Source organism: Rossellomorea sp. ABR4_012 (genome assembly GCF_056159545.1).
In genome coordinates, this window is sequence record NZ_JBSWVK010000001.1 from 1,298,216 (window position 1) to 1,324,861 (window position 26,646).

Here is a 26,646-nt window from a genome sequence, read left to right on the forward strand (position 1 = left end):
ATGGCTTTTGAATGGGTTTCAGAAAGAAACTACGAAGATATTTTATATGAAACATATAATGGGATTGCCAAAATCACGATTAACCGTCCGGAAGTACGAAATGCGTTCCGTCCTAAGACGGTAATGGAATTGATCGATGCATTTGCCTATGCTCGTGACGATTCCAAGGTTGGAGTAATCGTCTTGACTGGTGCAGGTGAAAAAGCATTCTGTTCCGGCGGAGATCAAAGTGTACGCGGACACGGCGGTTACGTAGGGGAAGATGAAATTCCACGTCTGAACGTATTGGACTTACAGCGTTTAATCCGTGTCATCCCTAAACCTGTCATCGCAATGGTTGCTGGTTACGCAATCGGCGGCGGCCACGTGCTTCATGTCGTATGCGATATCACAATTGCTGCAGACAATGCGATCTTCGGTCAAACAGGACCGAAAGTGGGAAGCTTTGATGCAGGTTACGGTGCAGGATATCTTGCACGCATCATCGGACATAAGAAAGCGAAAGAAATCTGGTACCTGTGCCGTCAGTACAATGCCGAAGAAGCACTTGAAATGGGTCTTGTAAACACGGTTGTACCTTACGAAAAACTTGAAGAGGAAACCGTACAATGGGCATCTGAAATGCTTGAGAAGAGCCCGACTGCACTTCGTTTCCTAAAAGCTGCATTCAATGCGGATACAGATGGTTTAGCCGGACTGCAGCAGCTTGCAGGCGATGCTACACTTCTTTACTACACAACTGAAGAAGCAAAAGAGGGTCGAGACGCGTTTAAAGAAAAACGCAAACCTGACTTCGGACAATTCCCTCGTTTCCCTTAATAGAGGGCAGCCTGATGGATCTCGACAGATTCATCAGGTTTTTTTGTTTGACAAAGCATTTTATTAGGTAAATACCATTATGAATTGGAGAAGAAACGTTATGACATCCCACCAGCTGCCGAATTGGCTCAAACAAAGAACATATTTGACCCCTGACCGGATTGCCTTGAAAAGCGATGACCATGAGTATACGTTTAAAGAACTGTGGCACATGGCGATTGAAACGGCAGGAAAGATACATGGATATATGAAGGAATCTCAATCTGAATTCATCGGGTTGATGATTAAAAACACGGTCGAATCGGTCACGGTCATTCATGCTGTTCAACAGCTAGGTCTGTCAGCTGTACTTCTTAATCATCGATTGAGTCCTGCTGAACTGGCATTTCAGATTGATGACATGAAACTGCCAGCAGTCATTTTAGATGATGAGTTTTATAACAAGCTTCAAAATCAGCACGTGCAAAAAATGAAGCTTTCAGATTTACAGAAGGCCTCTTCGTCAACCTTTGAAATAAAGGATCATTTTCAGTTAGACCAAGTCTGTTCAGTCATGTATACCTCTGGTACTACAGGTGCACCAAAAGGGGTGCTTCAGACATACGGAAATCATTGGTGGAGTGCGATTGGTTCCTCATTGAATCTCGGTACAAGTGAAAATGATACCTGGCTGTGTTCGGTCCCGCTGTTTCACATAAGCGGCTATTCGATATTAATGAGAAGTGTCATTTATGGAATAAGCGTCCGGTTGTTTGAACACTTCGATGTAGAACGAATCAATGGTGAATTGATGAGCGGTTCCATCACCATTATGTCGGCAGTCAGCAATATGCTGCAGCGGATGTTGAAGGATCTAGGTGATGGATCGTACCATGGGAATTTCCGCTGTATGCTGCTCGGAGGAGGGCCGGCGCCGCTTCCTTTACTGGAAATCTGCAGGGATAAGAAAATCCCAGTGTTTCAAACGTATGGGATGACGGAAACGTCTTCTCAGATTGTCACGCTTTCCCCTGAATACAGCTTGTCGAAGCTTGGTTCGGCAGGTAAACCGCTGTTTCCTTCCGAACTGAAGATAAAGAAAGAAACAGGACCTGCGGCAGCGTATGAAGAGGGAGAGATTTTAGTGAAGGGCCCCAATGTGACCATAGGGTACTACAAGCGTGAAGAAGAGAATCAGGAAAGTTTTGAAGATGGCTGGCTTTCCACAGGTGATATCGGCTACGTCGACGACGAAGGCTTTTTATTCGTCTTGGACCGCCGTTCCGATTTAATCATTTCCGGTGGTGAAAATGTGTACCCGGCAGAAATTGAAAGTGTGCTCACTTCCCACAAAGAGATCGAAGACGTGGGTGTAACAGGGATTTCGAGTGATGAGTGGGGACAGGTTCCATGTGCTTTCATTGTAAAAGTCAGCATGAGTCCCCTTAACGAGGAAGATGTCCTTTCTTTCTGTAAAAATAACCTTGCTTCCTATAAACAGCCGAAAAAGATCGTCTTTGTGGATGATATTCCCCGGAATGCCTCCAATAAGATTCTGAGACGAGTACTGAGAGAGCGATGGGAGCAGGGGGTGTACCGCGATGAACATTAAAAAAATCAGATTGCACATCATATCAATGCCGTTGAAGAAACCGTTTGTCACTCATTTGCAAAGGGTTGAATCACGGGAAGGAATCATTATTGAGGCCGAGGACCAAAGCGGTGTGGTCGGCTTAGGTGAAGCAGTGGCTTTTACAACACCGTGGTATACGGAAGAGACGGTTAAAACGTGCCATCACATCCTGAAAGATGTATTGATTCCTTTGGTTGAACGTCATCCGGTCACCCATCCAAGAGAACTGAGTAAGTTGTTTGATACTGTACGGGGAAATGCAATGGCGAAAGCTTCCCTTGAAATGGCGATCTGGGATTTGTATGCGAGGCAGCAGGAGAAGCCCCTTTGGGATGTGCTTGGCGGCACACGTGAAAAAATACTGGCAGGTGCCGTCATTGGAGCCGATTCGATTGAAGGAATGATCACTCAGACACATGAGCTGATCGAGGAGGGGTACCAACGGATAAAAATCAAGATTTCGAAGGGTGCGGATATTAAAATTGTCCGTGCCTTAAGAAAAGAATATCCTCGACTGTCCCTTTTGGCGGATGCGAATTCTGCGTATGAGCTTGATGATGCCGAACATTTGAAATCCCTTGATGAATTCCACTTGGAAATGATCGAACAGCCTCTAGGAATTAACGACCTGGTTGAACACTCTATTTTGCAAAGTAAGATCAGGACCCCTATCTGTCTTGATGAAAGTATCGTATCGCCACACGATATGAAGAGTGCCATCCATTTAAAAAGCTGCGGTGTCGTCAATATCAAGCTGGGGAGAGTCGGAGGATATAATTCTGCACTGGAAATCTATCGTCTTTGTCAGGAGAATGGGATCAGAGTGTGGTGCGGAGGCATGATTGAATTCGGTGTCTCCCGTGCTCATAATATCAGCCTTGCAAGCCTGGAAGGATTCTCGATCCCAGGTGATATTTCTTCATCGAACAAGTATTGGGAGGAGGATATCATAGATGCTCCGATCGTGGTGGAGAACGGATTTGTGAAAAGGTTTGATAAGTCTGGCATTGGAGTAGGGCTAAATAAGAAGCGTCTGAAGGAAGTTTGTGAGTTTAGGGAAGAGTTTTTGTTATAGGTTGAGTGGACATGAGATCTGGGGATGATTTCATGTCTTTTTTTACTCACGAAAAAATCCAAACTAAAACAAAGCCCAGAGATGAACTCTGAGCCCTTGATCTAATGCCGGGATTGGAGTAGAGCACTTGTTAACTTTTTTGCTGCAAATATCGTTTGTCTTTCATAAACAGGCTCCAGAAATAAACGAATCCTGGGAAAAGAATGATGAACCCGACGATATAAGTAATGAAAACGGCCCTGAATGAATTCGGATCTGTAAAACCGGACTGAATTGTCACTTCCGGATAAATGATGTATGGGAGATGTGCGTTACCGTAGACATAGCTTGCCAATACATATTGAAACGTAACGGCAACCACTGCCACACGCGGCATTCCTTTCATCCCTTCCTTATTGGTGGGAAGAAACAGTGCTGCACCTGCAACCAAAAAGCCGATCAGGGAAACCAGTAGAATCGTCAAGTCCTCCATCATACGTTCATAAATCCAATTCGCTTCACTTTTCATTGTGAACATGATGAGAAAAGCCATCAAAACGGATATGGGACCGATAATCATAGCATCCCGCCTGTATACCTTATATGCCTCAAATTCCCGTGACGCTTTCGAGTAGTCTGCTAAGAGGAGCGATGATAGAAACAATGTACTCGCTACTGCAAACCCAAAGAACGCATATTCATGCGGACTGGTAAATAGCTTGCCCAAGAGCAGCGTCTGACCGTTATCAAAGTCAATATAAGGACCATGTGAAATCGGCAGAACGCTGATCAAGAGGCCCGGAATCAAAAGCCCCGTTATGCCGGTGATGTAGGTCAGCGGTTTCCGGTAATCATCTGCCACGTGCGAAAAGACTAGAAAGGCACTTCGGATCGCAAGCAGGAGGAGGATCAAACTCCCCGGCACCAAGAGGACGGTACCGAGAGAATAGGCAGCTCCCGGAAACAAGCTGTATACCGCCACGACAAGGGCGACGATGAACGTGTTCGTCACTTCCCACGTCGGGGAAAGATAACGGTTCGCAATATTGGTTGCTTTCGTTTTGTCATGATTGATGTAAAGCATCGACCAGAAGCCTGCTCCGAAATCCATCGTCGCCATTACGGCATAAATAAATACAAAACCCCAAAGGATTGTAATTGCGATTAACACCTGCGTCATGAATCATCCCTCCTTCTCATTTAAGTAGACAGCGGAATTCCCTTGCTTTCTGCTTTTGCTTTATCAAGATCTTTTTGCGGCGGATTCCGTTTGAAGTAATAAAGAAGTACAAGCACAACAGCTACCGCTAAAATGGCATAGACAGTGACAAAGAGAATAAACAGAACGGCAATGTTGCCGGTGGTCGTGACCGAGTCCTCGGTACTTAGTATCCGGTAAATGGTCCAGGGCTGCCGGCCGGTACAGGCAAAGATCCAGCCGAATTCAATGGCCAGGATGGAAAGTGGTCCTCCTGCCACAAACATCCACATCAGCCACTTCGGATAACGGTCCTTTTTCAACAGCTTTTTCCATACATAGGCAACCAGTGCAAGAAGGATCAGCAATGAACCGATGGCGACCATCGCGTTGAACAGGGTATGAACGAACAGTGGAGGCCAATATTCCTCTGGAAAATCATTCAAGCCGATCACTTTGGTATCAAAGCTGTTCCCCGCAAGGAAGCTCAGGGCCCATGGAATTTCGATTCCCCATTTGACTTCCTGTTCTTCCCGGTCGGTAAATCCTCCGATGGCAAGCGGGGCATGCGTCTGGGTTTCGAACAGCCCTTCTGCTGCAGCAAGCTTTTCAGGCTGATATTCGTGTAGCATCTGAGCGGATTCATGTCCATTGATCGCGGTGAAGAACGCGAAGACCCCTCCAACGAATAAACAAATCATGAGTGCTTTTCCGTGAAACTTATAAACTCTCGACCCGAATGGTGTGCGGAGCATTTTAAATGCAGCGACTGACGCAATCGTGAAGGATCCGACGACGTAAGCAGAAAGGGCGACATGCCCGGCCGTTACAAAAAAGCTTGGATTGAAAAAAGCTTTCCAAGGATCAACATTCGTGATTTCACCGTCGACGATATTAAAGCCGGCAGGAGTACCTTCGAATGCATGTACATTTGTGATCAAGACAGCAGATGCCAGTCCGCCGATTGCGACAAGGATCAAACTGATGATCCGCATCCAAGGGGCAATTCGATTTGCGGCATACACATATATGGACATGAAAAGAGCTTCAATGAAGAAGGCATAAATTTCGATTTGAAAAGGCAGGGCCATCACTCGTCCAATGACCTCCATGAAACCCGGCCAAAGCAGCGACAACTGCACCCCTGCAATCGTTCCTGTCGGGATACCGACCCCAAGAAGTACGGCGAATGCCTTCGTCCAACGCTTCGCCATCACTGAATAGTCCAGGTCGTTTGTACGCTGATACATAATTTCCGCCACAAGTATCATCAGCGGAATGCCGACTCCCAGCGTTGCAAAAATAATGTGAAAAGCCATCGTGGTGCCGAATAAAGATCTCGCTAGTACTAATTCATCCATTTCCAATTCTCCCTTACCATGTCATTAGCTTTCCTTATTGTCCACTTAATGGAAAATATTATGCATGTGATTGATTATTTAGAGAGAGTCATATTTTTAGTAGGATGGCTTGGATCGAGCTACAAAAAAAGCACCACTCTTAAAAATAGAGTGGTGCCAAACATTACTGCAGAGCCTTTTTCAGCGTCGCGATATTCTTTCTCATAAGTGAAAAATAATCCTCATTCTCATCACGATCATCTTCAGTCAAAACAGAGAGGTTATGAAGTTCAAGGGATTCAGCTCCCAGTTCTTTCTGAACGACTTCGGTTAAACGAGAAGAGACATTCTGTTCAAATAAAATATATCGGACATTTTTTTCTTTTCCTTTTTCAATGATTTTCTTTAATTCCTGCTGTGAAGGTTCGTCAGATGTATTCAATCCTGCGATAGCTTCCTGATGAAGCCCGTATCGATCTTCCCAGTAGCTGTAAGCCGCGTGGGAAACAAAGAACGTTTTATTCGGTGCGTCATCAGCCATCTGCATGAATTCGGCATCCAATGCATCGAGTTCACCATTCAACTCTTTCAGGTTCGTTTGAAAATCCTCTTCATGTTCGGGCATTTCTTTAGACAGTGTCTCTGCGATGACTTTGGCCATTTGTTTTGAGTATTCAGGATTCAGCCAAATGTGAGGGTCGACATCGTGTTGATGACCATGTTCATCTTCTTCATGTTCTTCTTCCTCGTGGCCATCATCAGAATGTCCTTCTTCCTCATGCCCATGGTCTTCTTCTGCATGTTCAATATCTATTCCTTTACTTGCTGGTACGACAGTCACTTCTTCATTTTCCAAAATCGTTTTTGCCTTTTCAACAAAGCCTTCGAGCCCCATGCCCACATAAAAGAAGACATCTCCCTCGGCCATTTTTATCATGTCTTTTTGGGAAGGTTCGAACGTATGCTCATCAGCACCCGGCGGATAAATGCTATGGACGTCGACATGTTCCCCGCCAATTTTCTTTGTGAAATCCTCGAGCGGATAAACCGTTGTATAGACATCGAGCTTACCGTCCTCAGCTCCTTTATCATCAGGAGAAGCTCCGCATGCTGACAGGAATAAAACAATTAATAATAACAAGCTTTTACGAATATAGTTCAAGAAGAATCCTCCTTTAATTTTCTGAGTATAAAATGGAATGATTACGATTTAGCACAAAAGCTATTTTACTCTTCTCCTGCGAAATAAGCAAGACAAAAGTTTTATGCTTTTTTATTTTTACCTAATCTCAAAAAGAAAGACAAAATAAAGAAAAAGACTACCTCCAACTTAAGAGCTAGTTTTTTCTTCTTTACTCCTGGGTGGCCATTCTTCGGGAACATGATCGATACCGCCAGGGTGGAAGGGATGACATTTAAGGATTCTCTTTATCGTGAGAAAGCTGCCGCGTAAAGCTCCGAACCTGCCTACTGCCTCGATTCCGTAGTGAGAACAAGTGGGATAGAAGCGGCAGGTCGGGGGTTTTATCGGTGAAATCACGACTTGATATAAACGGAACAGTAAAAGTATTGCGCGTTTCATTTTATTATCTCCCAGAGTGTTTTCTTCTACTATATCAAAGAATGAGCATCACATGAAAGAAGGTTGATTTTGAATTGAAATGAAACTGTAAAGAGGGTTGGAAGACAGGAATGGCGAAGTGTGTGGAAAGTGAGTATCCATTAAAATGGTTGAAAGCAGATTAAGTTGATGAAATTACTATGAATTGTTATACTGGTATTAGAAACGAATGGGAGTGATAATAAATGCCATCAGTAGAAAGCTTTGAATTAGATCATAATGCGGTAAAGGCACCGTATGTCAGACATTGTGGAGTGCATAAGGTAGGAAGTGACGGCCTTGTCAATAAATTCGATATCCGTTTTAGTCAACCGAACAAACAGGCGATGAAACCTGACTCGATTCATACACTTGAGCATTTACTAGCGTTTACCATCCGAAAATATGCAGAGCCATATGCTCACTTTGATATCATTGATATTTCCCCAATGGGCTGTCAGACCGGCTATTATCTGGTCGTCAGCGGAGAGCCTAAAGTGGAGGAAATCATCGACCTATTGGAAGCGACTATGAAAGAAGCAGTCGAAATCGAAGAAATCCCTGCTGCAAATGAGAAGCAGTGCGGACAGGCAAAGCTTCATGACTTAGAGGGAGCAAAGAAATTAATGAGATACTGGCTGAGTCAGAGTAAAGAAGACTTGAAGCAGGTATTTGCTTAACAATATGGAAAGATCCACCGGCATTTTAATTGCGGGTGGATTTTTCTATGTTTGAAGGATATTAAGGTTCGAGATGTTTAGCTTTTTGACGAGTGGAGTAAATGTTCAATTTAAATGCAGTGGTTTGAAACGGTTGGTCGGCCATTGTGAGGGATGATTTGGTCTGAGAGAACAACTTATGATCCGTTTTTCAGGTTTATGATCCATTTTGTGAAAATATGATCCATTCCACTGATATATGATCCATTCAGAGAATTTATGATCCATTTTACAAATATATGATCCTTTGGTAATCATTTTAATTAACGTCATGGCGACACAGTTCTATGGAAACGAAATTACCCTTAAGCTAGCCTAAATACAAACAAAAACCGGGTTCATCATTCCCGGTTTTCGATCAATTATTTTTATTCCTTTGGTTTTTCTTCAGATTCTGCCTTTTTTTCTTCCATATGCTTTAGATGTGGATTATTTTCGATTGGATCGACGGTATGTTTAACAGTCGTATATGCTTTGGACGTCGTCAGGGCACTAACAAATATCACTAAAATGCATATGGCGACAGCAATGATCAATACAAGCGTTAATGACACAGTACAGCCCCTCCTTTTTTCCTTATTTTATCATAGAAAAGACATATGTCATTTATAAAATCGCACAAATTATTGAATAGTGAGTGTAGTATAAAGGTCCTCCAATTTGTCAGGTAATATTCTGTTTTCAGTTGGTGAATTTTGGTATGATGAGAGAAACAGGGAGAGGAGGAGGGAATTTCATGAATGTATCCTCCATAATGGGGAAGCAGGTAGCAGAGCTTCAGCGGACCCTTAGTATGAATCTGCTGAAGAGCCAGATGTCCACCCAGGCTGCGCACGTGACGGTAATGCTCCAGGATATGCAGGAGGCAAATGCTGCACCGCATCCGAGCAAGGGACTTACTATTGATGTAAAAGGGTAAGAAAAAAGCCTTAAACAGTTGTTTAAGGCTTTTTATATTATGTCCCCTTCCTCGATCAGTGAAGGCTTTTTCGTTCCAATCTTACCCGTTCTTCGCTTTTGGACCATTTTTCTTTTAACGTCTCAAATATGTATAGTCGAAGGAAATATTCCAGTTCTTCTGTTTCCATTTCCTGAATCAGTTCGATGATCTCGTTTCTGGATGTATCTTCTAAAATCGTAAGGGCAATGAGGTCTAAGTCTTCATCTGTACCTTTGATTCTGCCGCGGTACATTTCATAGATTTCTTCAATCAACTTCATGCACTTCACCTCCCTTTCATTAATTTTAACAGAAATAGGATTGAATACTCTACAATTTATTTTGTATTTACCCGAAATTCCCCATCATAAGCATATCGCCCAGGAAAATCTAATCTTTTTCTTATTGATACTATACTAAAGAATAACGACTTTATTCGTGATAAAGGGAAATTTTTAAAATGTATCTGTTAAACAACGCTGACCGATTCCGTGTAAGACTTCGTTTTACACGGACAGCCTCAATAAATCGATCACAAGTGCATGTCAAGAAGTGAATAGAATCGGATGAATTGAGGAAAAAGAAGGGTAAGAAAATCGAAGGGGTTGGAAAGCTTGGACGAACGTCATGATTATTATATCGAAATAGCCACAGGTGAAATTTCAAGGAGCTCGACGGATTCACCATGGAACTTTAAAATCTCGGCAACGGACGAAGAGATCACGAAACTGAGGGAGATCTTTGATTCAAGTCACTCGATTGACTGGCAGAATTTCTACCGTGCACACGTCCCATATATACAGTATCACTTTGATCGTGAGAATGATGCTTATGATGAGAATCTTCATCAGGTATATGCGATGATTCATGAACTCGGTGATGAGGATGCAAAAAAACATATCGAGAGTATGGGGATCCTTGATCATCCAGCTCCATAAGTACAAATAAAAGTGTTGGTTCCAAAGCTAAACTTGTGGACCAATGCTTTTTATTTATGATTAGATTAGAGAGGGGGGATTGCAAATGGAACAATTTATCGATGTCAATGGATTAAAAGTGGAACTTGCATTTCAAAAACATTTTTTCGGGCAGGAATCCCATCATGTTCTGGTCGTTTGCAGATACCGTGATAAATGGCTGTTAACACAGCATAAAAAGCGTGGTCTTGAATTTCCGGGCGGCAAGCGTGAAAAAGGGGAAACACTTGAGGAAGCGGCCATCCGCGAAACGTATGAAGAAACCGGGGGAGTGATCAAAGACCCCGTTTTCGTAGGGGAATATAAAGTGTACGATCAATCGCCATTTGTGAAGACCATCTTCTTTGCAGAAGCTGAAGAATTGGTAAGGAAAGAGGATTACCTGGAAACGTACGGCTGTAAATTATGGAAGGGTGAGCTGGCCGATATGCAGACACACCCTGAATTCAGTTTTATCATGAAAGACAAAGTGGTGGAATTGGCTTTAAAATATTTGAACCTTACGACTTGATCCACTTCTTTTCGAGCAGTTCGACGATTTTATACATAATCGTGGCAAATACGGCGATCACAAGCAGGGAAAGAAGGACAAGGGTGAAATTGAACACCTGGAACCCATAGATGATCATGTAACCGAGTCCCTTTGCTGACACGAGGAATTCACCTACAATGACCCCTACCCAGGATAAACCCACGTTTACTTTCAACGTGGATATGATCGTCGGGAAGGAAGCAGGCAGGATGACCTCTTTAAACATCTGACCCCTTTTTGCCCCGAATGTCTTCATGACCTTCAAATAGTTTGGGTCCACCTCTTTAAAAGAGGTATATACGACGATGGTGGTGATGATGACGGAGATGACTGTTCCCATCGCGATGATCGATGTGAAGCCAGGACCAAGGCCGACGATCAGAATTGGACCAAGGGCCACTTTCGGCATGGCGTTCATTATCACAAGGTATGGATCCAACACTCGTGACAGGAAAGGTGACCACCAAAGGAGTGCTGCCAATAATGTCCCGAGAAGCGTGCCGAGAATGAATCCGAGAATGGTCTCCCCGAGTGTCACCGACAAATTTGCAAGGAGACTGCCGTCTGCCGCCTTATCCAAGAAAAGGCCCCATATCTTAGACGGAGAACTGAAGATCAGGGGATCGACCCAGCTGTTTCGGCTTGAAATTTCCCATACGGAGAAAAACACCAGGAAGATCAGAGCCTGATAGAACCACACCCACCGCTGTTCTTTTTTCAGGGATTGAATGTATTCGGCATGCTTCTGTTTAAGGGTTTCCTGATTCAAGATTCTCAAGCTCCTTCCATATAGATTGAAAAAACGGTGGATACGCTTCATGGTTCCTCACGGTAAACGGCTTTAGTTCCTTTAATTGCTGAGGCACCTCAAACACCCTGTGCACCCTGCCCGGCTTTGAGGCGAACAGAATGATCCTGTCACTCATAGCAATGGCTTCCCCGATATCATGAGTGACGAGCAAGGCCGTTTTATTCAGAGACTTCAAGGTAGTAAAAATAAGATCTTCAAGCTTTAATTTCGTTTGATAATCGAGTGCTGAAAACGGTTCATCCAAAAGCAGGATTTTCGGTTCCGTAATCAATGTCCGGATCAGGGCGACTCGCTGCCGCATCCCGCCTGACAGCTCTTTCGGATAGGAAGATGCCACTCCAGAGAGGTCAAATTCTTCAAGTAATTCATACGCTTCACGTTTCTTCTCTTCTGTTAAGTTCTCCATAATCTTCAACCCTATGAAAATATTCTCCTCGATCGTTTTCCATGGGAACAGATAATCCTGCTGAAGCATATACCCCATCTGATTTTTTTCGGAATTGACTGGTTTGCCGTGCAGGAGAACCTTTCCTTCTGTCGGCTTAATGAGCCCGGCGATGATTGAAAGAAGCGTGGTTTTCCCACAACCGCTCGGTCCGATAAAAGAGATAAATTCTCCTTCATTCACATCGAATGAAATAGCGGATAGGGCATTGGTTGCTGTTTTAGGGGAAAAATAAGTGTGATGAATTGAGTCAAGGGACAGAAAATTCACGGTAACGCGCCTCCAGTCTTTCTCTATTAAATGAAGGGCTGACGCAATGTCAGCCCGTTTAATGATGTTAACGTGGGAGTGGATGAATCCACTATTCACTCACTTTCTCAGCAACCGATGTGTTAACGAGCGTCTCATGGTCTACTTGTGCTGGGAGTTCTCCCGCTTCCTCCATAATGCTCTGCAGGTTATTCCATTCCTCTACATCCAGAATCGGATCTGTCGCGAATGAACCTTGTGATTTATAGCGGTCCACCACGGTTACGATAATGTCTAGTTCCGTGTCCTCGAAATACGGTTCAATGACTTCGGCGATTTCTTCAGGGGAGCTTTCATCCACCCATTTCTGGGCTTTGTAAAGAGCCTTTGTGAACTTTTCGATGGCATCTTTGTTCTCTTTCATGTAACTGTCCTTTGCCATGAAAGTTGTGTATGGGACATGGCCGGATTCTGTACCGAAGGAAGCGACGATATGCCCTTTCCCTTCTTTTTCAAATATCGATGCAGTAGGTTCGAACAACTGCACATAATCACCCGTGCCGGATGCAAAGGCGTTGGCGATATTGGCAAAGTCGATATTCTGGATCAGATTCAGATCGTTATGCGGATCGATTCCATGCTGTTTAAGCACAAATTCTCCGACCATCTGAGGCATGCCGCCTTTACGCTGGCCCAGGAAAGTGGAGCCTTTCAGCTGGTTCCAATCAAAATTATCCACTGTTTCCCTTGATACCAGGAAGGTACCGTCTGTCTGTGTGAGTTGAGCAAAGTTGATGACGGGATCATCGGACCCTTGAGCATGGACGTAAATGGATGTTTCAGAACCGACAAGAGCGATATCTGCACCATCGGATAGTAAAGTGGTCATCGTCTTATCCCCGCCCCACGTGGTGGTGAGTTCAATATCGAGACCTTCATCTTTAAAAAAGCCTTTTTCAATTGCGACATATTGGGGAGCATAGAAGATGGATCGGGTTACTTCTGCCACGCGTACTTTTTGCAGCTCATTTTTTTCGCTTCCGCATGCGGTCAAGCCGATGGTGAGTACTGTGGTCATGAGAAGGGTGAAGACGATTCGAGTCCATTTTTTCATTGATGTTTTCCTCCTTTGAATGAAACATGAACGCATACTAAAACCCTCTAAACGTTTTTTCATCATGATAGAGGGGTAGGATGCTCCTATAGGAACCAAGACAAGTTGAATATAAGGTTTGATAAAATAGTTTATGTGTAGTGTAAAAAATGTGTGAGTACCCAGTGCCCATTTTTGAAAGGAAGAGAGTATGAAAAACGGAACAATTGTGAAAAAGACGTTATTTCCTTCTCCAAACCCGCATGTCGAGCTCTATGAGATCGTCTATTTGTCAGGGGGGCTGCGAGTGAAAGGGATGCTTGCACAGCCGGTACAAGAAGGGAAGTATGATGGATTCCTGTATTTAAGAGGCGGAATTAAAGGAGTGGGGATGGTAAGGCCTGCGCGCATCGCCCAATTTGCCCAGGAAGGGTTTATCGTGTTTGCCCCATTTTACCGTGGGAACCGTGGAGGGGAAGGAAATGAAGACTTTGCGGGGGATGACCGTGAAGATGCTTTGTCCGCTTATCAGCTGTTGAGTCAGTATAAACGAGTACATAACGAGCGGATCCATGTATTCGGATTTTCCAGGGGAGGGGTTATGGCACTCTTCACCGGCATTGAAATAAAAGACGTCACTTCCATCGTCACCTGGGGAGGAGTATCCGATATGTCCCTGACCTATGAAGAACGAAAAGACCTTCGCAGGATGATGAAAAGGGTGATCGGCGGCAGCCCGAATAAATACCCCGAACGTTATGAGTGGCGGACCCCGCTGTATGAAATCGAAGAAATTTCAGCTCCTGTCCTGATTATTCACGGAAAAAAAGATCACAACGTTTCAATTGATCATGCATATAGATTAGAAAAAAGGCTGAAAGAGGCCGGGAAAGCCGTTGAATCTTATTATTTTTCAGAGTTCACGCATTATTTTCCTCCTCTGAAAAACCGTGAAATTGTCACTATGCTTTGTGATTGGATGAAAAAACAGAAGTAAAGGGGAATGACCATGGGAATGGGACTAGAGCTTAATACCATGCTTGTCACGAAAGGAAAAGAGGTCAGAACAGAAGACAACCTTTTTCAATTGCAAAAAATGGGCTACCGTTTATACCCGATGCATACTTCAATTGAAATACGGACGACAAAAAAAAGCCACTCGAGGGGTTACGCACGAATAGAGAAAATCCAGTGGCATGAAGGAAAGACAACGATTTTTTATAAATTGATATCGCTGAATAGAACCAATTAAGAGCCTGGTTATCAGGTTCTTTTTTATTTGCTAATAATTACAGGAAATACATCTCATACTAGTAAAAAAACTGAGGTAAGCGGATGATTGAAAAATATGACAGTGTACACAATGAATTGTTGAAAGCCTCGAAGTTGAACGTTGACTATTGGCTGGAATATAATTTTCTCACGTTTAAGTGGTGGTTGATTGTTGCGGTGATAATCATGTTTTGGCTGATTTTTATAAAATTGGTGAATCGTGAAGAGCTGCCGAAAATTCTATTTTTTGGACTCGTATGGATCATTGTAGCAGCAAACCTGGATGGGGTAGGATTTGAATTGGGATTCTGGGGATATCCGACAGAACTTTTGCCAGTCTACCCGAAAGCCTATTTATTCGATTATGCACTGATTCCGGTCACCTATATGCTCCTTTATTTTTACTTTCCACGGGGAAAGGCATTCTTTATAGCAAATATCGTGTTAGCGGGCGGTGCATCGTTCATCAGTGAGCCATTTTTCAGATGGCTTGATTATTACAAGGCTTATCATTGGAATCCTTGGTGGTCATTCTTGATATATTTTGTTGTGTCATATTTGATTCGCTGGTTCGTGGAAAAAATTTTCAGATAAAAGAATGTTCTTCCCGAAATTCGAGAATTGTGTTAACTTTATCTTGTTGAGAGTTTACTTAAAAGGGGAGAAAGATGAATGAATGGGGAAAAATTAAGAATGATCATCCAATGCAGTATTTTTGCTGCGATAACGGGAATTTTTGCGCAGATTGAGATTCCGCTGCCGCTTGTTCCCATCAGCGGACAGACATTGGCGGTAGGTCTTACAGCGACGATCCTTGGAAGTAGATACGGAGCCTTTGCCATGGTAGGCTATGCCGCACTTGGAGCGGTTGGGGTCCCGGTCTTTGCGGGATTCAGCGGCGGAGCACAGGTACTGGTCGGCCCTACCGGAGGCTACATCTTCGGGTTCATTGCAGCGGCATTTATAACAGGATTGATTTTAGAAAAGACGAAATTTAATCTGACAATGGCCATGGTTGCGAACACAGCAGGGATGATTGTCACTTTGTTACTTGGTACGATCCAATTGAAATATGTGGCCGATCTAAGCTGGACACAGGCTATGGCAGCAGGAGTATATCCTTTTATCGTAGTCGGGCTTATCAAAGCATTCCTGGCCAGCTGGATAGGTATTACGGTTAGAAAACGTCTAGTACAGGCGAAATTGATACAGGGCAGTGCTAAAGCGGCAGCTTAATCAAAAAAGCCGGATCTCTTTTTAAGGAGATCCGGCTTTTTTCTTAATCAGTTTTTAGTCTGTGTGGTGTTAAACGTGAATCGTTACAAGAATCAACCTTCTTCCTTCATCCTCAATCAAAATCAATCCCGCTTAAGCTTAAAATTTATACATCATCCAATGACCGATGTCCTCAAAGCCGATATTCTTATAAATCCTGCCTGCTTCAGGGTTATCATAAAAGAGGCAGAGCTCCTTGCCTTCTTGCAGCACATCCCGGCATAATTTTGTCATGCACTGGGTTGCATAGCCTTTTTTCTTGTGATCAGGGTGGGTGCAGACTGCCACAATCATCGCTGACATGCTGTTTTCGGCAGTAGTGGAAGCAGAGGAAACAAATATGCCATTTTCAATGTAGTAGCTGCGTGCTACTCCTTTTTCCATACCATGCTTTCTTTTCTCAACAGTGAAATTTCCACCGCTGAACTCAGGAATACAGTTGAGAAGCTCGACAAGCTTAGGAAGATCGTCGATGGATGCTTTTTCAACATGAGTCAGTTCCTCGTTTGACAAGGAATCTCTGTTATCCAACTTTGCATAGTACATCTGCCTCTTTGATTGAAAATCTCTAGTTAGAAAAGGCTCCACTTTTGAAGTGACTGCCTTTAGACCTGACATGATGCTAAAATCATTGCAGTGATTGATGATGTCAGCGAAACATTCTGCATCGAATTCTCCTATGGAGTACGGAATGAAGTTTTCTCTATATTTTAAAAGGATCCCTCTCAGATTTCCATTTTCGTCAAAATCACCCCAAATGGTTTGAAAATCCTGTTCATAGCCAAATGCCTCAATATCTCCGATGATGAACAAATTTTCGGCAGGCTGTGCTTGTATCAGCTGCTGGCATTGTTCATCATCTGCCTGGGTTAATACTCTGATCATTTCCCTATCCCCTTTATAGTTTTAATTGATATATTACCAAAATTTATAATATTTAGTAAAGGAGAATTTTCAAAAAAAAGTTGATGTTGTTTTAAAAATTGAGATATAGGGAAAGTTAGCAACAATACATGATGAAGGAGGCGGTAAACATGTTGTGGACCATCATCGGGATACTTGTTGTCCTGTGGTTATTAGGACTGATCTTCAAGATCGGCGGAGCCATCATCCATATATTATTGGTCATTGCCGTGGTCGTGTTCTTATGGAATCTGATTACAGGGCGGAAGAAAGGCTTATAGCTATTTAAAAGGAGGAGCAATCCTCTTTTTTTATTTGGATGAAACGGGGATGGGAATGGAAGTAGTTCGGCGGATGTGGAATTTGTCGTATTGTGTGGAATTGTTGATAAATTCGAAAAAACGTTGATAAATGAAATTTTTCGTTGATAAATCTTAAAAAACGTTGCCACATCCGAAAAATTGTTGAAATCTTAATTTCCGTTGATACAACTAAAATTGAAGAACAAATTCACTTTGATCATTCATCAGATGAGATACAGATGTGCAATCAGTTGAGGAGTGGCCACGATGCTGCCGTTAAAACCCAACTCTTGATCCAAGTCACCATACCATACTAAATCACTCAACCAAAACAAAAAAACAGACCAGTCAAACACTAAGGAAGTGTCTGACTGATCAGTCCTTGATCGATCGAGATTAATTTACAGCCGGACCGCCTTTTGCTTCGATCTCGGCAGGTACGTTGGTGAATTTCTTGAAGTTTTCGTTGAATTGGCGTGCAAGTTCAGTTGCTTTTACTTTGTACGCATCTTCATTTGACCATGTTTTAATCGGTTGAAGCACTTCATCAGGTACACCTGGCACGTTTACTGGAATGTTCAATCCGAAGATTACGTCTGTTTCCGTTTCAACGTTTGTCAGTTCACCTTCTAATGCTGCCTGTACCATTGCACGTGTGTAAGACAATTTCATGCGGTTACCCACACCATATTCTCCGCCGGTCCAACCAGTGTTTACGAGGTAAACCTCTGCATTGTGCTCATCAATTTTCTTCCCAAGCATTTCTGCGTAACGAGTGGCAGCAAGCGGAAGGAATGGAGAACCAAAGCAAGTAGAGAATGTTGCCTGCGGTGAAGTGATGCCGCGCTCTGTTCCTGCTAATTTGGACGTATAACCGCTTAAGAAATGATACATTGCCTGCTCTTTCGTCAGTTTGCTGATTGGAGGCAGGACGCCGAACGCATCAGCAGTCAGGAATACAATTGTATTAGGGTGGCCGGCAACACTAGGCTCCACGATGTTTTCCATTGCTTGAAGCGGATAAGCGGCACGCGTGTTTTCTGTTAAACTGTTATCCTCGTAATCTGGAATGCGTGAATCTTCATCAAGAACAACGTTTTCCAACACGGATCCAAAGCGGATTGCATCAAAGATTTGAGGCTCTTTTTCACGAGTCAGTCCGATACATTTCGCGTAGCAGCCGCCTTCGATGTTGAAAACGCCATTTGGTGACCAGCCATGTTCGTCGTCCCCGATCAGACGGCGGTTCGGATCTGCTGATAATGTCGTTTTGCCTGTTCCGGATAGACCGAAGAATAGTGCAACGTCGCCTTCGCGCCCTACATTTGCTGAACAGTGCATGGAAAGGATATCTGCTTCAGGAAGCATGTAATTCATGACGGAGAAGATCGATTTCTTCATTTCTCCTGCATATTCCGTTCCACCGATCAAGACGATGCGTTTTTCAAAAGAAACAATGATGAATGTTTCAGAATTTGTACCATCCACAGCAGGGTCTGCTTTAAAGTTTGGAGCTGATACGATCGTAAATTCGGATTTGTGAGAGATTAACTCTTCCGCACCCGGGCGAATGAACAGCTGGTGTGCAAATAGATTATGCCACGCAAATTCATTGATTACCTGGATCGGAAGTCTATGTTTTGGATCTGCACCTGCAAATCCGTTGAAGACAAATACTTCTTCTTTTTCTTTTAAGTATGCAAGGACTTTATGGTATAATTTATCGAATGATTCAGCGGAGATTGGCTGATTAACAGCTCCCCAATCAATTTTATCTTTTGTAGTAGGCTCCTCTACAATAAATTTATCTTTAGGAGAGCGCCCTGTATATTTGCCAGTTTCAGCTCTGACTGCACCTGAAGAAGTTAAAACGCCTTCATTTCTATGAAGAACTCTTTCCACTAATTGTGAAACAGACAGTTGATTTTTGATATTTTGACCGCTAAGTAATTCTGTTAACTCACTAGACATGCTCACTGAATTCATTAGAACCCTTCCTTTATATAAATTTAAATACCACTTTGTTGTTCTTTTCAAAAATAGTATAACACAATTAATTTATTAGTCTATACTATTTAGTGCTTTTTTATAATGTGACTTAAACTTGTAACATTTTCCTTTAAAAATGCAACTTATTTTCCCCTATCTAAGCAGTTTATGCTTGTCCTTAGGAAATTCCTCATTCATATACCCACGTTTCCATGTTTCTTCTTATATAAATGTCAGCTGCCTATCCGGATGTCAGCCAAAGTACTGTCAATAGCGGTAAATAGAGATACCTGCTGTTAATCTTTACATACTAAAAAATATTTGACACTCTTTGGTGTTAACGTTATTATTGTACCTTGAACGGATACTCTTATCCTGAGCTGGTGGAGGGAGCAGACCCTATGAAACCCAGCAACCTGCTAAATAGATAGTTGGTCCTTCTTTTAAAAGGAAGGATCCCATTAAGCGAAGGTGCTAAACTGAGGCAAGGTGGACAACCTTGAACGATAAGAGAGAAAAGGCGCGGCTATAATGTGAAACCTTTCCTCTTTGTACTTTTTCCCGAGGAAGGGTTTTTTCTATTTTATAGTGGAGCATTAGTGATAAAACTCATGTTTTTATATAAGGACGTTCTCTTATGCCTTATAAAAAAACCATGTTTACTTCATACTACTTAGGGAAATGAGTACCGTATCTGTTTAAATGTTTTGTCGGTGAAAATCGGCAAATATGCTTAAGGAGGAACCTTAATGTCAACAAAACGTCGTCTGTTTACATCTGAGTCCGTAACGGAAGGACATCCAGATAAAATTTGTGACCAAATTTCTGATTCAATTCTTGATGCCATTTTAACGAATGACCCGAATGCCCGCGTAGCATGTGAAACATCTGTGACAACAGGTCTTGTGCTTGTTGCAGGTGAAATCACAACAAATACGTATGTAGACATCCCTAAAATCGTCCGTGAAACGATCCGTGGAATCGGATATACACGTGCGAAATACGGATTCGATGCTGAAACTTGTGCAGTTCTGACATCCATCGATGAGCAATCTGCTGATATCGCTCAAGGTGTAGACCAAGCGCTTGAAGCACGTGAAGGACAAATGTCTGATGAAGAAATCGAAGCTATCGGTGCTGGTGACCAGGGGCTGATGTTCGGATTTGCCTGCAACGAAACGAAAGAGCTTATGCCTCTTCCGATTTCACTTGCTCATAAACTATCCCGTCAGCTAACGGAAGTCCGTAAAGAAGAAATTCTTCCTTACCTTCGCCCGGACGGTAAAACTCAGGTAACGGTTGAATATGATGAGAATGATAAGCCTGTTCGCATCGATACGATTGTCATCTCTACGCAGCACCACCCTGAAGTTTCACTTGAGCAGATCCAGCGTAATCTGAAGGAGTATGTCATCGATCCGGTTGTTCCGAAAGAACTGATCGACGAAAAGACAAAATACTTCATCAACCCTACTGGCCGCTTCGTAATCGGCGGACCTCAAGGGGATGCTGGTCTAACAGGCCGTAAGATCATCGTTGACACATACGGCGGTTATGCACGTCACGGCGGCGGTGCATTCTCCGGTAAGGATGCGACGAAAGTTGACCGCTCTGCAGCATATGCAGCCCGCTATGTAGCGAAAAACATCGTGGCTGCCGGTCTTGCTGAAAAATGTGAAGTTCAATTAGCGTATGCGATCGGTGTAGCACAGCCTGTATCCATCTCAGTTGATACATTCGGAACAGGTAAAGTTTCTGAGGATGTATTGGTTGATGTTGTACGCGATAACTTTGACCTTCGCCCTGCAGGAATCATCAAGATGCTGGACCTTCGCCGTCCGATCTACAAGCAGACTGCTGCTTACGGACACTTCGGCCGCAACGATCTTGATCTTCCTTGGGAGCGTACTAACAAAGCTGATGTATTGAAAGCTGAAGCTCTTAAGTAAAAACAGGTATGAGAAAACCAACACTCTTTCAGGGGTGTTGGTTTTTTTGATGGCTGGGGTGGAGGAGAGGGATTAGTTGTTGTAGTTGTAGTGGTAGTGGTAGTTGCGCAGAATTTGTCGTATTTTGAAGAATGGCAGATATATCGGAATTTTGGCAGATAAAACGGTAAAACGGCAGATATCTTTGCGGAAAAGTTGAGCCTGGCTCAAAACCCTCGAATCGAGCCAGGCGCTTACAAGAGAAGCTTAGCTAAATCTAAAATCAATCCAGCATAAAGTAGCGATTCTCAGTTATATCCAAAATCAATCCACTCCCAAACCAACCGATCACATCCAAATGAACAAACAGGCACCATTCACAGTGGCAACCTCATAAGGAAGCTGAAGGAATTGCATCGCGTATGTCCCCATCCCGTAATTTAACACGAGTAATCTCACTCAGGTTGGGGTATCACAAGTATAAGAGTTATAATGGTTTGATGCTTTTATAATACTGTCCTTTCTCTGCGTATTCCCGTGAAATGCGTTTCATTTCACTTATGTCATGTTCGTTCAGTTCCCGAATCACTTTTGCCGGACGGCCAAAGGCAAGGGTGTTTGGAGGGATGACTTTTCCTTGAGGAACCAGACTTCCGGCTCCTATAAAAGCACCTTCACCGATTTCGGCGTTATCAAGGATGATCGATCCCATGCCGATGAGGGCTTTTTTTCTGATTTTGCAGCTATGTAAGATGACACCGTGGCCGACCGTCACTTCATCTTCAAGGATAAGGGGGTTTTCAGGGCTTTGATGGAGGATTGAATTGTCCTGTACATTCACTTTGCTGCCAATCCTGGTAGGCGCGACGTCCCCTCTGATGACGGTGTTGAACCAGATGCTGGATTCTTCCCCGATTTCAACATCCCCAGAAATCGTTACATAATCGGCGATAAAAGCAGTTTTTGCAATAACAGGTTTTTTATCATGATATGGATAGAGCATTTTTCACTACCCCTTTCAATAATATTTACTATAATAATGGTAGCAGATGAAAACCATTAGAGAAACATTTAAGGAGGATTTGCCATGTGGAAATGGGAAACAGATCAAGAGGCAAAGGCAGTCATCGTCATCATTCATGGAGCAATGGAACATCATGGCCGATACGGATGGCTCATTGAAATGTGGCGAGCATCAGGTTTTCATGTCATTATGGGTGATTTGCCGGGGCAGGGCATGACATCGAGAAGGCAAAGAGGACATATCGATTCATTCGACGAATATATTATCGAAGTAAAAGACTGGGTTCAGGCTGCCTATCGGTTTGACCTCCCTGTCTTTCTCCTTGGCCACAGCATGGGCGGCCTCGTTGCCGTACGTATGCTTCAAGAGTCCCATGTCAAGTTGGCAGGGGTCATTCTATCTTCACCTTGCCTGGGGCTTGTGAACGGGCCCTCTAAACCAATCGAATTACTATCATATGGCTTGAATAAAATTGCCCCGATGATTAAATTTCCGTCAGGATTGACGATTGATATGGCAACCCGGAATGCAGATGTCAGGGAAATTGACAGTAACGACACTCTTTATATTACTAAAGTTTCTGTACGCTGGTACAGGGAGCTCGCGCAGGCGATCAAGCTTGCAACAGTCAACTTGAATAAAATGCCGGATATCCCTCTTCTTGTTCTGCAGGCGGGCGATGATAAAATCGTCGATAAAAGCGCGGTCAAGAAATGGTTCAATGAGCTGTCGCTATCAGAAATGCACTATAAGGAATGGCCGAAATGCTACCATGAAATCTATAACGAACCAGAAAGAGAAGACATCTTTGAATACTCAAAGATCTTTATCGAAAGCCGGCTGAAGGCGCTGGGATATATTTTATAAACGAGGTGGTAAGCTTGTCAGTACCTGCAAGTCCTTTTTCATTAATGACAAAAGTATATCGGGATATTTTTCCCCTGGTTCATCAAGAGCTGAATCACTGGAAAAAACGAGCCGCGGAGATCCCTAACGATGAGTTAAGAAAACAGGCATTAGCAAGTATTGAGCATAAAACCTTTCATTGTGAAGGCGGCGCGATCCTTTCCATTCTCTCACTAAAGAAGAAAAAGGAAACCATCCGCTTCACCGTTGCTTATCAAACAATCAGCGACTATCTCGATAATCTTTGCGACAGGAGTACATCCCTTGATCCAGAGGACTTCCGGCTCCTGCACCAATCGATGAAAGATTCATTGAACGTCAGTTCTGAACCCGTTAACTATTATGAGCTCAGAGAAGAACAGGATGACGGCGGCTATTTACGTGACCTGGTTATGGCATGTCAGGAAGCACTGGCTGATATTCCTCACTATCAAAGTATTAAAGATGAGCTGCTGGAACTATGCGAGTATTATTGTGATTTGCAAATTCATAAACATGTGAAAGCAGAAGAAAGGGAGATCAGACTTCAGTCATGGTTTGAAGGGCATCGCTCCCGGCTCCCGGAGATGGACTGGTATGAATTTTCAGCATGCTCGGGTTCCACTTTAGGAATCTTTTGCCTGGTGGCCTATGCGAGCAGGCCGGATTTTCATCCCTCTTATACAGAAAAAATCAAGGCAGGTTATTTTCCTTACATACAAGGTCTTCATATTTTGCTGGATTATTTTATCGATCAGGAAGAAGATCATGAGGGAGGGGACTTGAACTTCTGCTTTTATTATGAAAATGATGAACATTTACGCGAGAGGCTCATTCATTTTCTGCGTAAAGCAGATGAACACACACATGATCTCCCGCACTCCGGATTCCACCGGTTGATTAATAAAGGATTGATCGGAGTCTACCTGTCTGATGAGAAAGCCAGCCGGCAACAAAGGGTCCAGGCTTTTTCAAAAGAATTCATCGGAGAGGCCGGCTGGGTGACAAAGTTCTTCTTTTGGAATGGAAAAATGTATCGGAAATTGAAGAAGGTGAAATAAGTAACGTAGTTGTTTTGAACCATTAAATAATATGTCTGTGTCTAAAAAAGCTAGTCCTATTACTATAGGACTAGCTTTTTGTCGTTTTATATCGTTTTTTATTAGGGAAATATCCCCTTGTAAAATTTTCTCATAGGAGGAAATATTCGAATTATGTCAGAATATATGGATTTTTCTGAAAAATCTAGTATATTGTAATTAGTTGTAAAAACATAGTACATAAGGGGGGATGACGTGTTGAAAACACGTAAAGTTTTATCTATGGCTCTGACGGCTGCATTGGGTATCGGCGCATTTGCTGTACCTGCATCAGCGGGGACAGTAGTACCAGAGAAAGTGTTGGCAAAACCTTCGGTGCAAAAATCTCATTCACATCAAGAGGGACCTTTTGACCTTGCGATTGCCAATGAGGAAAAATTGATTGAAATGCTTCAAAAAAGCGGAAAGTTGTCTAAGCAAGCCACGGCTGAGCAAGCAGAAAAAGCCGTAAAGAAATTCCTGAAAGAAAAATCAGAAGGATTAAAAGAACTAGAAGATGACGGTGAATTAAAAGAAGAAAAAGAGAAGATTGAAAAAGACATCCAGAAACATAAAAAAGGCGACAAGCATAAAGGGAAAAAGAGAAACTTGGATCCTGTAGTCGAAGAGGAATATACAGGTGACAAAAGAATAGATAATGTACTTGTACTACTTATGGAATTTCCAGACTTCCCTCATAATTCAATACAGCCTGGTGAAACTGATATGTATTATGAGGACTATGTGAAAGAGCATTATGAAGATATGGTATTCGGTGAGAATGGTTATGAAGGTCCCAATGGGGAAAACCTCATATCTATGAAACAATTCTATGAGCAGCAAACGAACGGTGCCTACTCGGTTGAAGGTGAAGTAGCAGGGTGGTATATGGCTTCTAAGCCGGCAGCTGAATATGGCGGTAATAACCCTGAAGCAGGAGATAATGATAAAGATGCCCGAAGTCTTGTGCGGGAAGCTCTAGTGGCTGCTGCAAATGATCCAAATGTAAATCTGTCTGATTACGATCAGGAAGACCGCTATGACCTTGATGGTGACGGAAACACTCGTGAAGCTGATGGATTGGTTGACCATTTAATGATTGTCCATTCTGCAGTAGGTGAGGAAGCTGGCGGTGGAAGTCTTGGTCCGGATGCCATTTGGTCCCACCGCTGGAATTTAGGCAGTGTATTCCCTGTCGAAGGCACAGAAGCGGAAGTTCCTTACTGGGGAGGCAGCATGGCAGCCTATGACTATACGGTCCAACCTGCAGATGGAGCAGCAGGAGTGTTCTCTCATGAATATGGACATGATCTAGGATTGCCTGATGAATATGATACGCAGTATACCGGTCAGGGAGAAGCGGTTGCCTACTGGTCCCTCATGTCAAGCGGAAGCTGGGCAGGAAAAGTTCCTGGAACAGAGCCGACCGGATTTAGCGCTTGGTCCAAGGAATTCTTACAAGCTGCGCATGGCGGCAACTGGCTGCAATATGAAGAATTAGATCTTGAAGATATTGATAAAATGGGAATGGAAGTATTTCTTGACCAGGCAAATACGAAAGGGACGAATCCTGATGCAGTCAAAATTAATCTTCCAGAGAAAGAAACGGTCGTAAACACTCCATATAGCGGAGAATATGAATATTTCAGCGGCAGTGGTAATGACCTGGACAATTCAGCGGTCTTTAACGCAGATTTAACATCCGCCCAGAATGCAGAGCTTACCTTTAAAGCTTGGTATGACATTGAAGTAGACTGGGACTATGGTTCCGTTCAAGTAAGTGAAGATGGTAAAACTTGGACAAGCATCCCTGGAAATATCACTACTGAAACAAACCCGCATGATCAGAATCCTGGTCATGGAATCACTGGTAAATCAGAAGGATGGGTTGATGCAGTATTCGACCTGAGCCAATATGCCGGTAAAAACGTTCAAGTGAAGCTGAATTATTGGACCGATGTAGCAGCAGTGAATCCTGGTCTTTATGTAGATGACATCAAAGTCACTGCAGACGGAAGCGAATTGTTCTTTGATGATGCGGAAGGAGCCGAAAAAGTATCGCTTGAAGGCTTCAAGAAAGATAACGGAATAAAAACATCTAATCATTACTATCTTCTTGAATGGAGAAATCATCAAGGTGTGGATGAAGGGTTGGCCCATATTCGCAGAGGTGAAAGCCTGATGCAATACGATCCAGGTCTTGTCATCTGGTATGCTGATGAAAAGTACGGTGACAACTGGACTGGAATTCACCCTGGAGAAGGTTTCCTTGGAGTAGTGGATGCGGATCAGCGTGAGCTTCAATGGAGTGACAAATCAATGGCTTCCTCGAGATATCAAATTCACGATGCAGCATTCAGTATGGATAAAACAGAAAAAATGTTCTTGGATTATCGCGATCTTCTTGGACTCACTTTGGAAGATAAGCATACTCACAAAAATCCGGAGTTTAACGACAAACGCAGTTACCTGAACGAAAAAATGCCGGATGCAGGACGTAATGTTCCTGAATACGGTTTGAAGATCAAAGTTACTGGCCAAAGTAAAGATAAATCTGTAGGACGAATCGAAATTAAAAACAGATAAATTTTTTAAAGGGTG

General features: G+C 43.1%; 28 protein-coding genes and 1 riboswitch. Of the genes, 16 read left to right on the plus strand and 12 right to left on the minus strand.

Features of this window, described 5'->3' with window-relative positions:
• From menB to menC, 3 genes are all read left to right on the plus strand, one after another.
• Window positions 1-819: a 1,4-dihydroxy-2-naphthoyl-CoA synthase gene (gene menB, locus ACXAFV_RS06360; protein WP_475125193.1), complete on the plus strand. Its 819-nt coding sequence runs from the start codon at window positions 1-3 to the stop codon at window positions 817-819.
• 79 nt (window positions 820-898) lie between these two features.
• Window positions 899-2,410, plus strand: a complete 1,512-nt coding sequence (locus ACXAFV_RS06365) for an o-succinylbenzoate--CoA ligase (RefSeq protein WP_475125195.1) — start codon at window positions 899-901, stop codon at window positions 2,408-2,410.
• Window positions 2,400-3,506, plus strand: a complete 1,107-nt coding sequence (gene menC, locus ACXAFV_RS06370) for an o-succinylbenzoate synthase (protein WP_475125197.1) — start codon at window positions 2,400-2,402, stop codon at window positions 3,504-3,506. The genes ACXAFV_RS06365 and menC overlap by 11 nt, the downstream gene beginning before the upstream one ends.
• A gap of 130 nt (window positions 3,507-3,636) precedes the next feature.
• On the opposite strand, the gene ACXAFV_RS06375 is transcribed toward menC, so the two are convergent.
• The 4 genes from ACXAFV_RS06375 to yidD all read right to left on the minus strand — a co-directional run bounded on the left by ACXAFV_RS06375 (window position 3,637) and on the right by yidD (window position 7,605).
• Complete coding sequence (locus ACXAFV_RS06375) at window positions 3,637-4,665, minus strand: cytochrome d ubiquinol oxidase subunit II (RefSeq protein ID WP_475125199.1); 1,029 nt, start codon at window positions 4,663-4,665, stop codon at window positions 3,637-3,639.
• A 20-nt stretch (window positions 4,666-4,685) separates the two neighbouring features.
• A complete protein-coding gene (locus ACXAFV_RS06380) occupies window positions 4,686-6,044 on the minus strand; it encodes a cytochrome ubiquinol oxidase subunit I (RefSeq protein ID WP_475125200.1) in 1,359 nt (452 codons plus the stop codon).
• A 163-nt stretch (window positions 6,045-6,207) separates the two neighbouring features.
• A complete protein-coding gene (locus ACXAFV_RS06385; protein WP_475126086.1) occupies window positions 6,208-7,176 on the minus strand; it encodes a metal ABC transporter solute-binding protein, Zn/Mn family in 969 nt (322 codons plus the stop codon).
• A 177-nt stretch (window positions 7,177-7,353) separates the two neighbouring features.
• The gene (yidD, locus tag ACXAFV_RS06390; protein WP_475125201.1) at window positions 7,354-7,605 is read right to left on the minus strand and encodes a membrane protein insertion efficiency factor YidD; all 252 of its coding nucleotides are present in this window, start codon (window positions 7,603-7,605) and stop codon (window positions 7,354-7,356) included.
• A gap of 224 nt (window positions 7,606-7,829) precedes the next feature.
• On the opposite strand from yidD, the gene ACXAFV_RS06395 reads away from it, so the two are divergent.
• On the plus strand, window positions 7,830-8,303 hold the full coding sequence (locus ACXAFV_RS06395) for an S-ribosylhomocysteine lyase (RefSeq protein WP_446244008.1): 474 nt from the start codon (window positions 7,830-7,832) through the stop codon (window positions 8,301-8,303).
• A gap of 407 nt (window positions 8,304-8,710) precedes the next feature.
• On the opposite strand, the gene ytzI is transcribed toward ACXAFV_RS06395, so the two are convergent.
• A complete protein-coding gene (gene ytzI, locus ACXAFV_RS06400) occupies window positions 8,711-8,896 on the minus strand; it encodes a YtzI protein (RefSeq protein ID WP_475125202.1) in 186 nt (61 codons plus the stop codon).
• Between the two features lie 182 nt (window positions 8,897-9,078).
• Here ytzI and ACXAFV_RS06405 point away from each other — a divergent pair, with 182 nt between their 5' ends.
• Window positions 9,079-9,261 carry a polyribonucleotide nucleotidyltransferase gene (locus ACXAFV_RS06405; protein WP_446244006.1) on the plus strand — a complete coding sequence of 61 codons (183 nt, stop codon included), beginning with the start codon at window positions 9,079-9,081 and terminating at the stop codon, window positions 9,259-9,261.
• Window positions 9,262-9,316: 55 nt separating this feature from the next.
• On the opposite strand, the gene ACXAFV_RS06410 is transcribed toward ACXAFV_RS06405, so the two are convergent.
• Window positions 9,317-9,562, minus strand: coding sequence for a DUF6154 family protein (locus ACXAFV_RS06410; protein ID WP_032087259.1), 246 nt, complete (start codon window positions 9,560-9,562; stop codon window positions 9,317-9,319).
• A 333-nt stretch (window positions 9,563-9,895) separates the two neighbouring features.
• Here ACXAFV_RS06410 and ACXAFV_RS06415 point away from each other — a divergent pair, with 333 nt between their 5' ends.
• On the plus strand, window positions 9,896-10,219 hold the full coding sequence (locus ACXAFV_RS06415) for a hydrolase (RefSeq protein WP_475125203.1): 324 nt from the start codon (window positions 9,896-9,898) through the stop codon (window positions 10,217-10,219).
• An 85-nt stretch (window positions 10,220-10,304) separates the two neighbouring features.
• Window positions 10,305-10,769, plus strand: coding sequence for an RNA deprotection pyrophosphohydrolase (gene ytkD, locus ACXAFV_RS06420; protein WP_475125204.1), 465 nt, complete (start codon window positions 10,305-10,307; stop codon window positions 10,767-10,769).
• Here ytkD and ACXAFV_RS06425 read toward each other — a convergent pair.
• The 3 genes from ACXAFV_RS06425 to ACXAFV_RS06435 all read right to left on the minus strand — a co-directional run bounded on the left by ACXAFV_RS06425 (window position 10,759) and on the right by ACXAFV_RS06435 (window position 13,409).
• Window positions 10,759-11,559: an ABC transporter permease gene (locus ACXAFV_RS06425; RefSeq protein WP_475125206.1), complete on the minus strand. Its 801-nt coding sequence runs from the start codon at window positions 11,557-11,559 to the stop codon at window positions 10,759-10,761. The two genes, ytkD and ACXAFV_RS06425, sit on opposite strands and share 11 nt — an antisense overlap.
• Window positions 11,540-12,316 (minus strand): ABC transporter ATP-binding protein, encoded by a 777-nt coding sequence (locus ACXAFV_RS06430; protein ID WP_475125207.1) that lies wholly within the window; start codon window positions 12,314-12,316, stop codon window positions 11,540-11,542. The genes ACXAFV_RS06425 and ACXAFV_RS06430 overlap by 20 nt, the downstream gene beginning before the upstream one ends.
• Window positions 12,317-12,407: 91 nt before the next feature.
• Window positions 12,408-13,409: an ABC transporter substrate-binding protein gene (locus ACXAFV_RS06435; RefSeq protein WP_475125208.1), complete on the minus strand. Its 1,002-nt coding sequence runs from the start codon at window positions 13,407-13,409 to the stop codon at window positions 12,408-12,410.
• A gap of 190 nt (window positions 13,410-13,599) precedes the next feature.
• On the opposite strand from ACXAFV_RS06435, the gene ACXAFV_RS06440 reads away from it, so the two are divergent.
• From ACXAFV_RS06440 to ACXAFV_RS06455, 4 genes are all read left to right on the plus strand, one after another.
• Window positions 13,600-14,385 (plus strand): alpha/beta hydrolase family protein, encoded by a 786-nt coding sequence (locus ACXAFV_RS06440; RefSeq protein ID WP_475125210.1) that lies wholly within the window; start codon window positions 13,600-13,602, stop codon window positions 14,383-14,385.
• A 12-nt stretch (window positions 14,386-14,397) separates the two neighbouring features.
• The gene (locus tag ACXAFV_RS06445) at window positions 14,398-14,640 is read left to right on the plus strand and encodes a DUF2584 family protein (RefSeq protein WP_475125211.1); all 243 of its coding nucleotides are present in this window, start codon (window positions 14,398-14,400) and stop codon (window positions 14,638-14,640) included.
• Window positions 14,641-14,723: 83 nt separating this feature from the next.
• A complete protein-coding gene (locus tag ACXAFV_RS06450; protein ID WP_475125212.1) occupies window positions 14,724-15,254 on the plus strand; it encodes a CBO0543 family protein in 531 nt (176 codons plus the stop codon).
• 78 nt (window positions 15,255-15,332) lie between these two features.
• Window positions 15,333-15,896: a biotin transporter BioY gene (locus ACXAFV_RS06455; protein WP_475125213.1), complete on the plus strand. Its 564-nt coding sequence runs from the start codon at window positions 15,333-15,335 to the stop codon at window positions 15,894-15,896.
• A 138-nt stretch (window positions 15,897-16,034) separates the two neighbouring features.
• Here ACXAFV_RS06455 and ACXAFV_RS06460 read toward each other — a convergent pair whose 3' ends face one another.
• The gene (locus ACXAFV_RS06460; protein ID WP_475125214.1) at window positions 16,035-16,820 is read right to left on the minus strand and encodes a GNAT family N-acetyltransferase; all 786 of its coding nucleotides are present in this window, start codon (window positions 16,818-16,820) and stop codon (window positions 16,035-16,037) included.
• A 149-nt stretch (window positions 16,821-16,969) separates the two neighbouring features.
• On the opposite strand from ACXAFV_RS06460, the gene ACXAFV_RS06465 reads away from it, so the two are divergent.
• Window positions 16,970-17,119, plus strand: a complete 150-nt coding sequence (locus ACXAFV_RS06465) for a lmo0937 family membrane protein (protein ID WP_446243996.1) — start codon at window positions 16,970-16,972, stop codon at window positions 17,117-17,119.
• A gap of 417 nt (window positions 17,120-17,536) precedes the next feature.
• On the opposite strand, the gene pckA is transcribed toward ACXAFV_RS06465, so the two are convergent.
• Complete coding sequence (pckA, locus tag ACXAFV_RS06470; protein WP_475125216.1) at window positions 17,537-19,126, minus strand: phosphoenolpyruvate carboxykinase (ATP); 1,590 nt, start codon at window positions 19,124-19,126, stop codon at window positions 17,537-17,539.
• Between the two features lie 370 nt (window positions 19,127-19,496).
• A riboswitch (SAM riboswitch) is annotated at window positions 19,497-19,642 on the plus strand.
• Between the two features lie 236 nt (window positions 19,643-19,878).
• On the opposite strand from pckA, the gene metK reads away from it, so the two are divergent.
• Entirely contained in the window at window positions 19,879-21,078 is a 1,200-nt protein-coding gene (metK, locus tag ACXAFV_RS06475; protein WP_475125218.1) for a methionine adenosyltransferase, read from the plus strand.
• 466 nt (window positions 21,079-21,544) lie between these two features.
• On the opposite strand, the gene ACXAFV_RS06480 is transcribed toward metK, so the two are convergent.
• On the minus strand, window positions 21,545-22,060 hold the full coding sequence (locus ACXAFV_RS06480) for a gamma carbonic anhydrase (protein WP_475125220.1): 516 nt from the start codon (window positions 22,058-22,060) through the stop codon (window positions 21,545-21,547).
• A gap of 84 nt (window positions 22,061-22,144) precedes the next feature.
• On the opposite strand from ACXAFV_RS06480, the gene ACXAFV_RS06485 reads away from it, so the two are divergent.
• The 3 genes from ACXAFV_RS06485 (at window position 22,145) to ACXAFV_RS06495 (ending at window position 26,631) form a co-directional block, all read left to right on the plus strand.
• A complete protein-coding gene (locus ACXAFV_RS06485) occupies window positions 22,145-22,948 on the plus strand; it encodes a lysophospholipase (RefSeq protein WP_475125222.1) in 804 nt (267 codons plus the stop codon).
• Window positions 22,949-22,962: 14 nt separating this feature from the next.
• Window positions 22,963-24,027, plus strand: coding sequence for a tetraprenyl-beta-curcumene synthase family protein (locus ACXAFV_RS06490; RefSeq protein WP_475125224.1), 1,065 nt, complete (start codon window positions 22,963-22,965; stop codon window positions 24,025-24,027).
• 237 nt (window positions 24,028-24,264) lie between these two features.
• Complete coding sequence (locus ACXAFV_RS06495) at window positions 24,265-26,631, plus strand: immune inhibitor A domain-containing protein (protein ID WP_475125226.1); 2,367 nt, start codon at window positions 24,265-24,267, stop codon at window positions 26,629-26,631.
• Window positions 26,632-26,646: the final 15 nt, after the last annotated feature.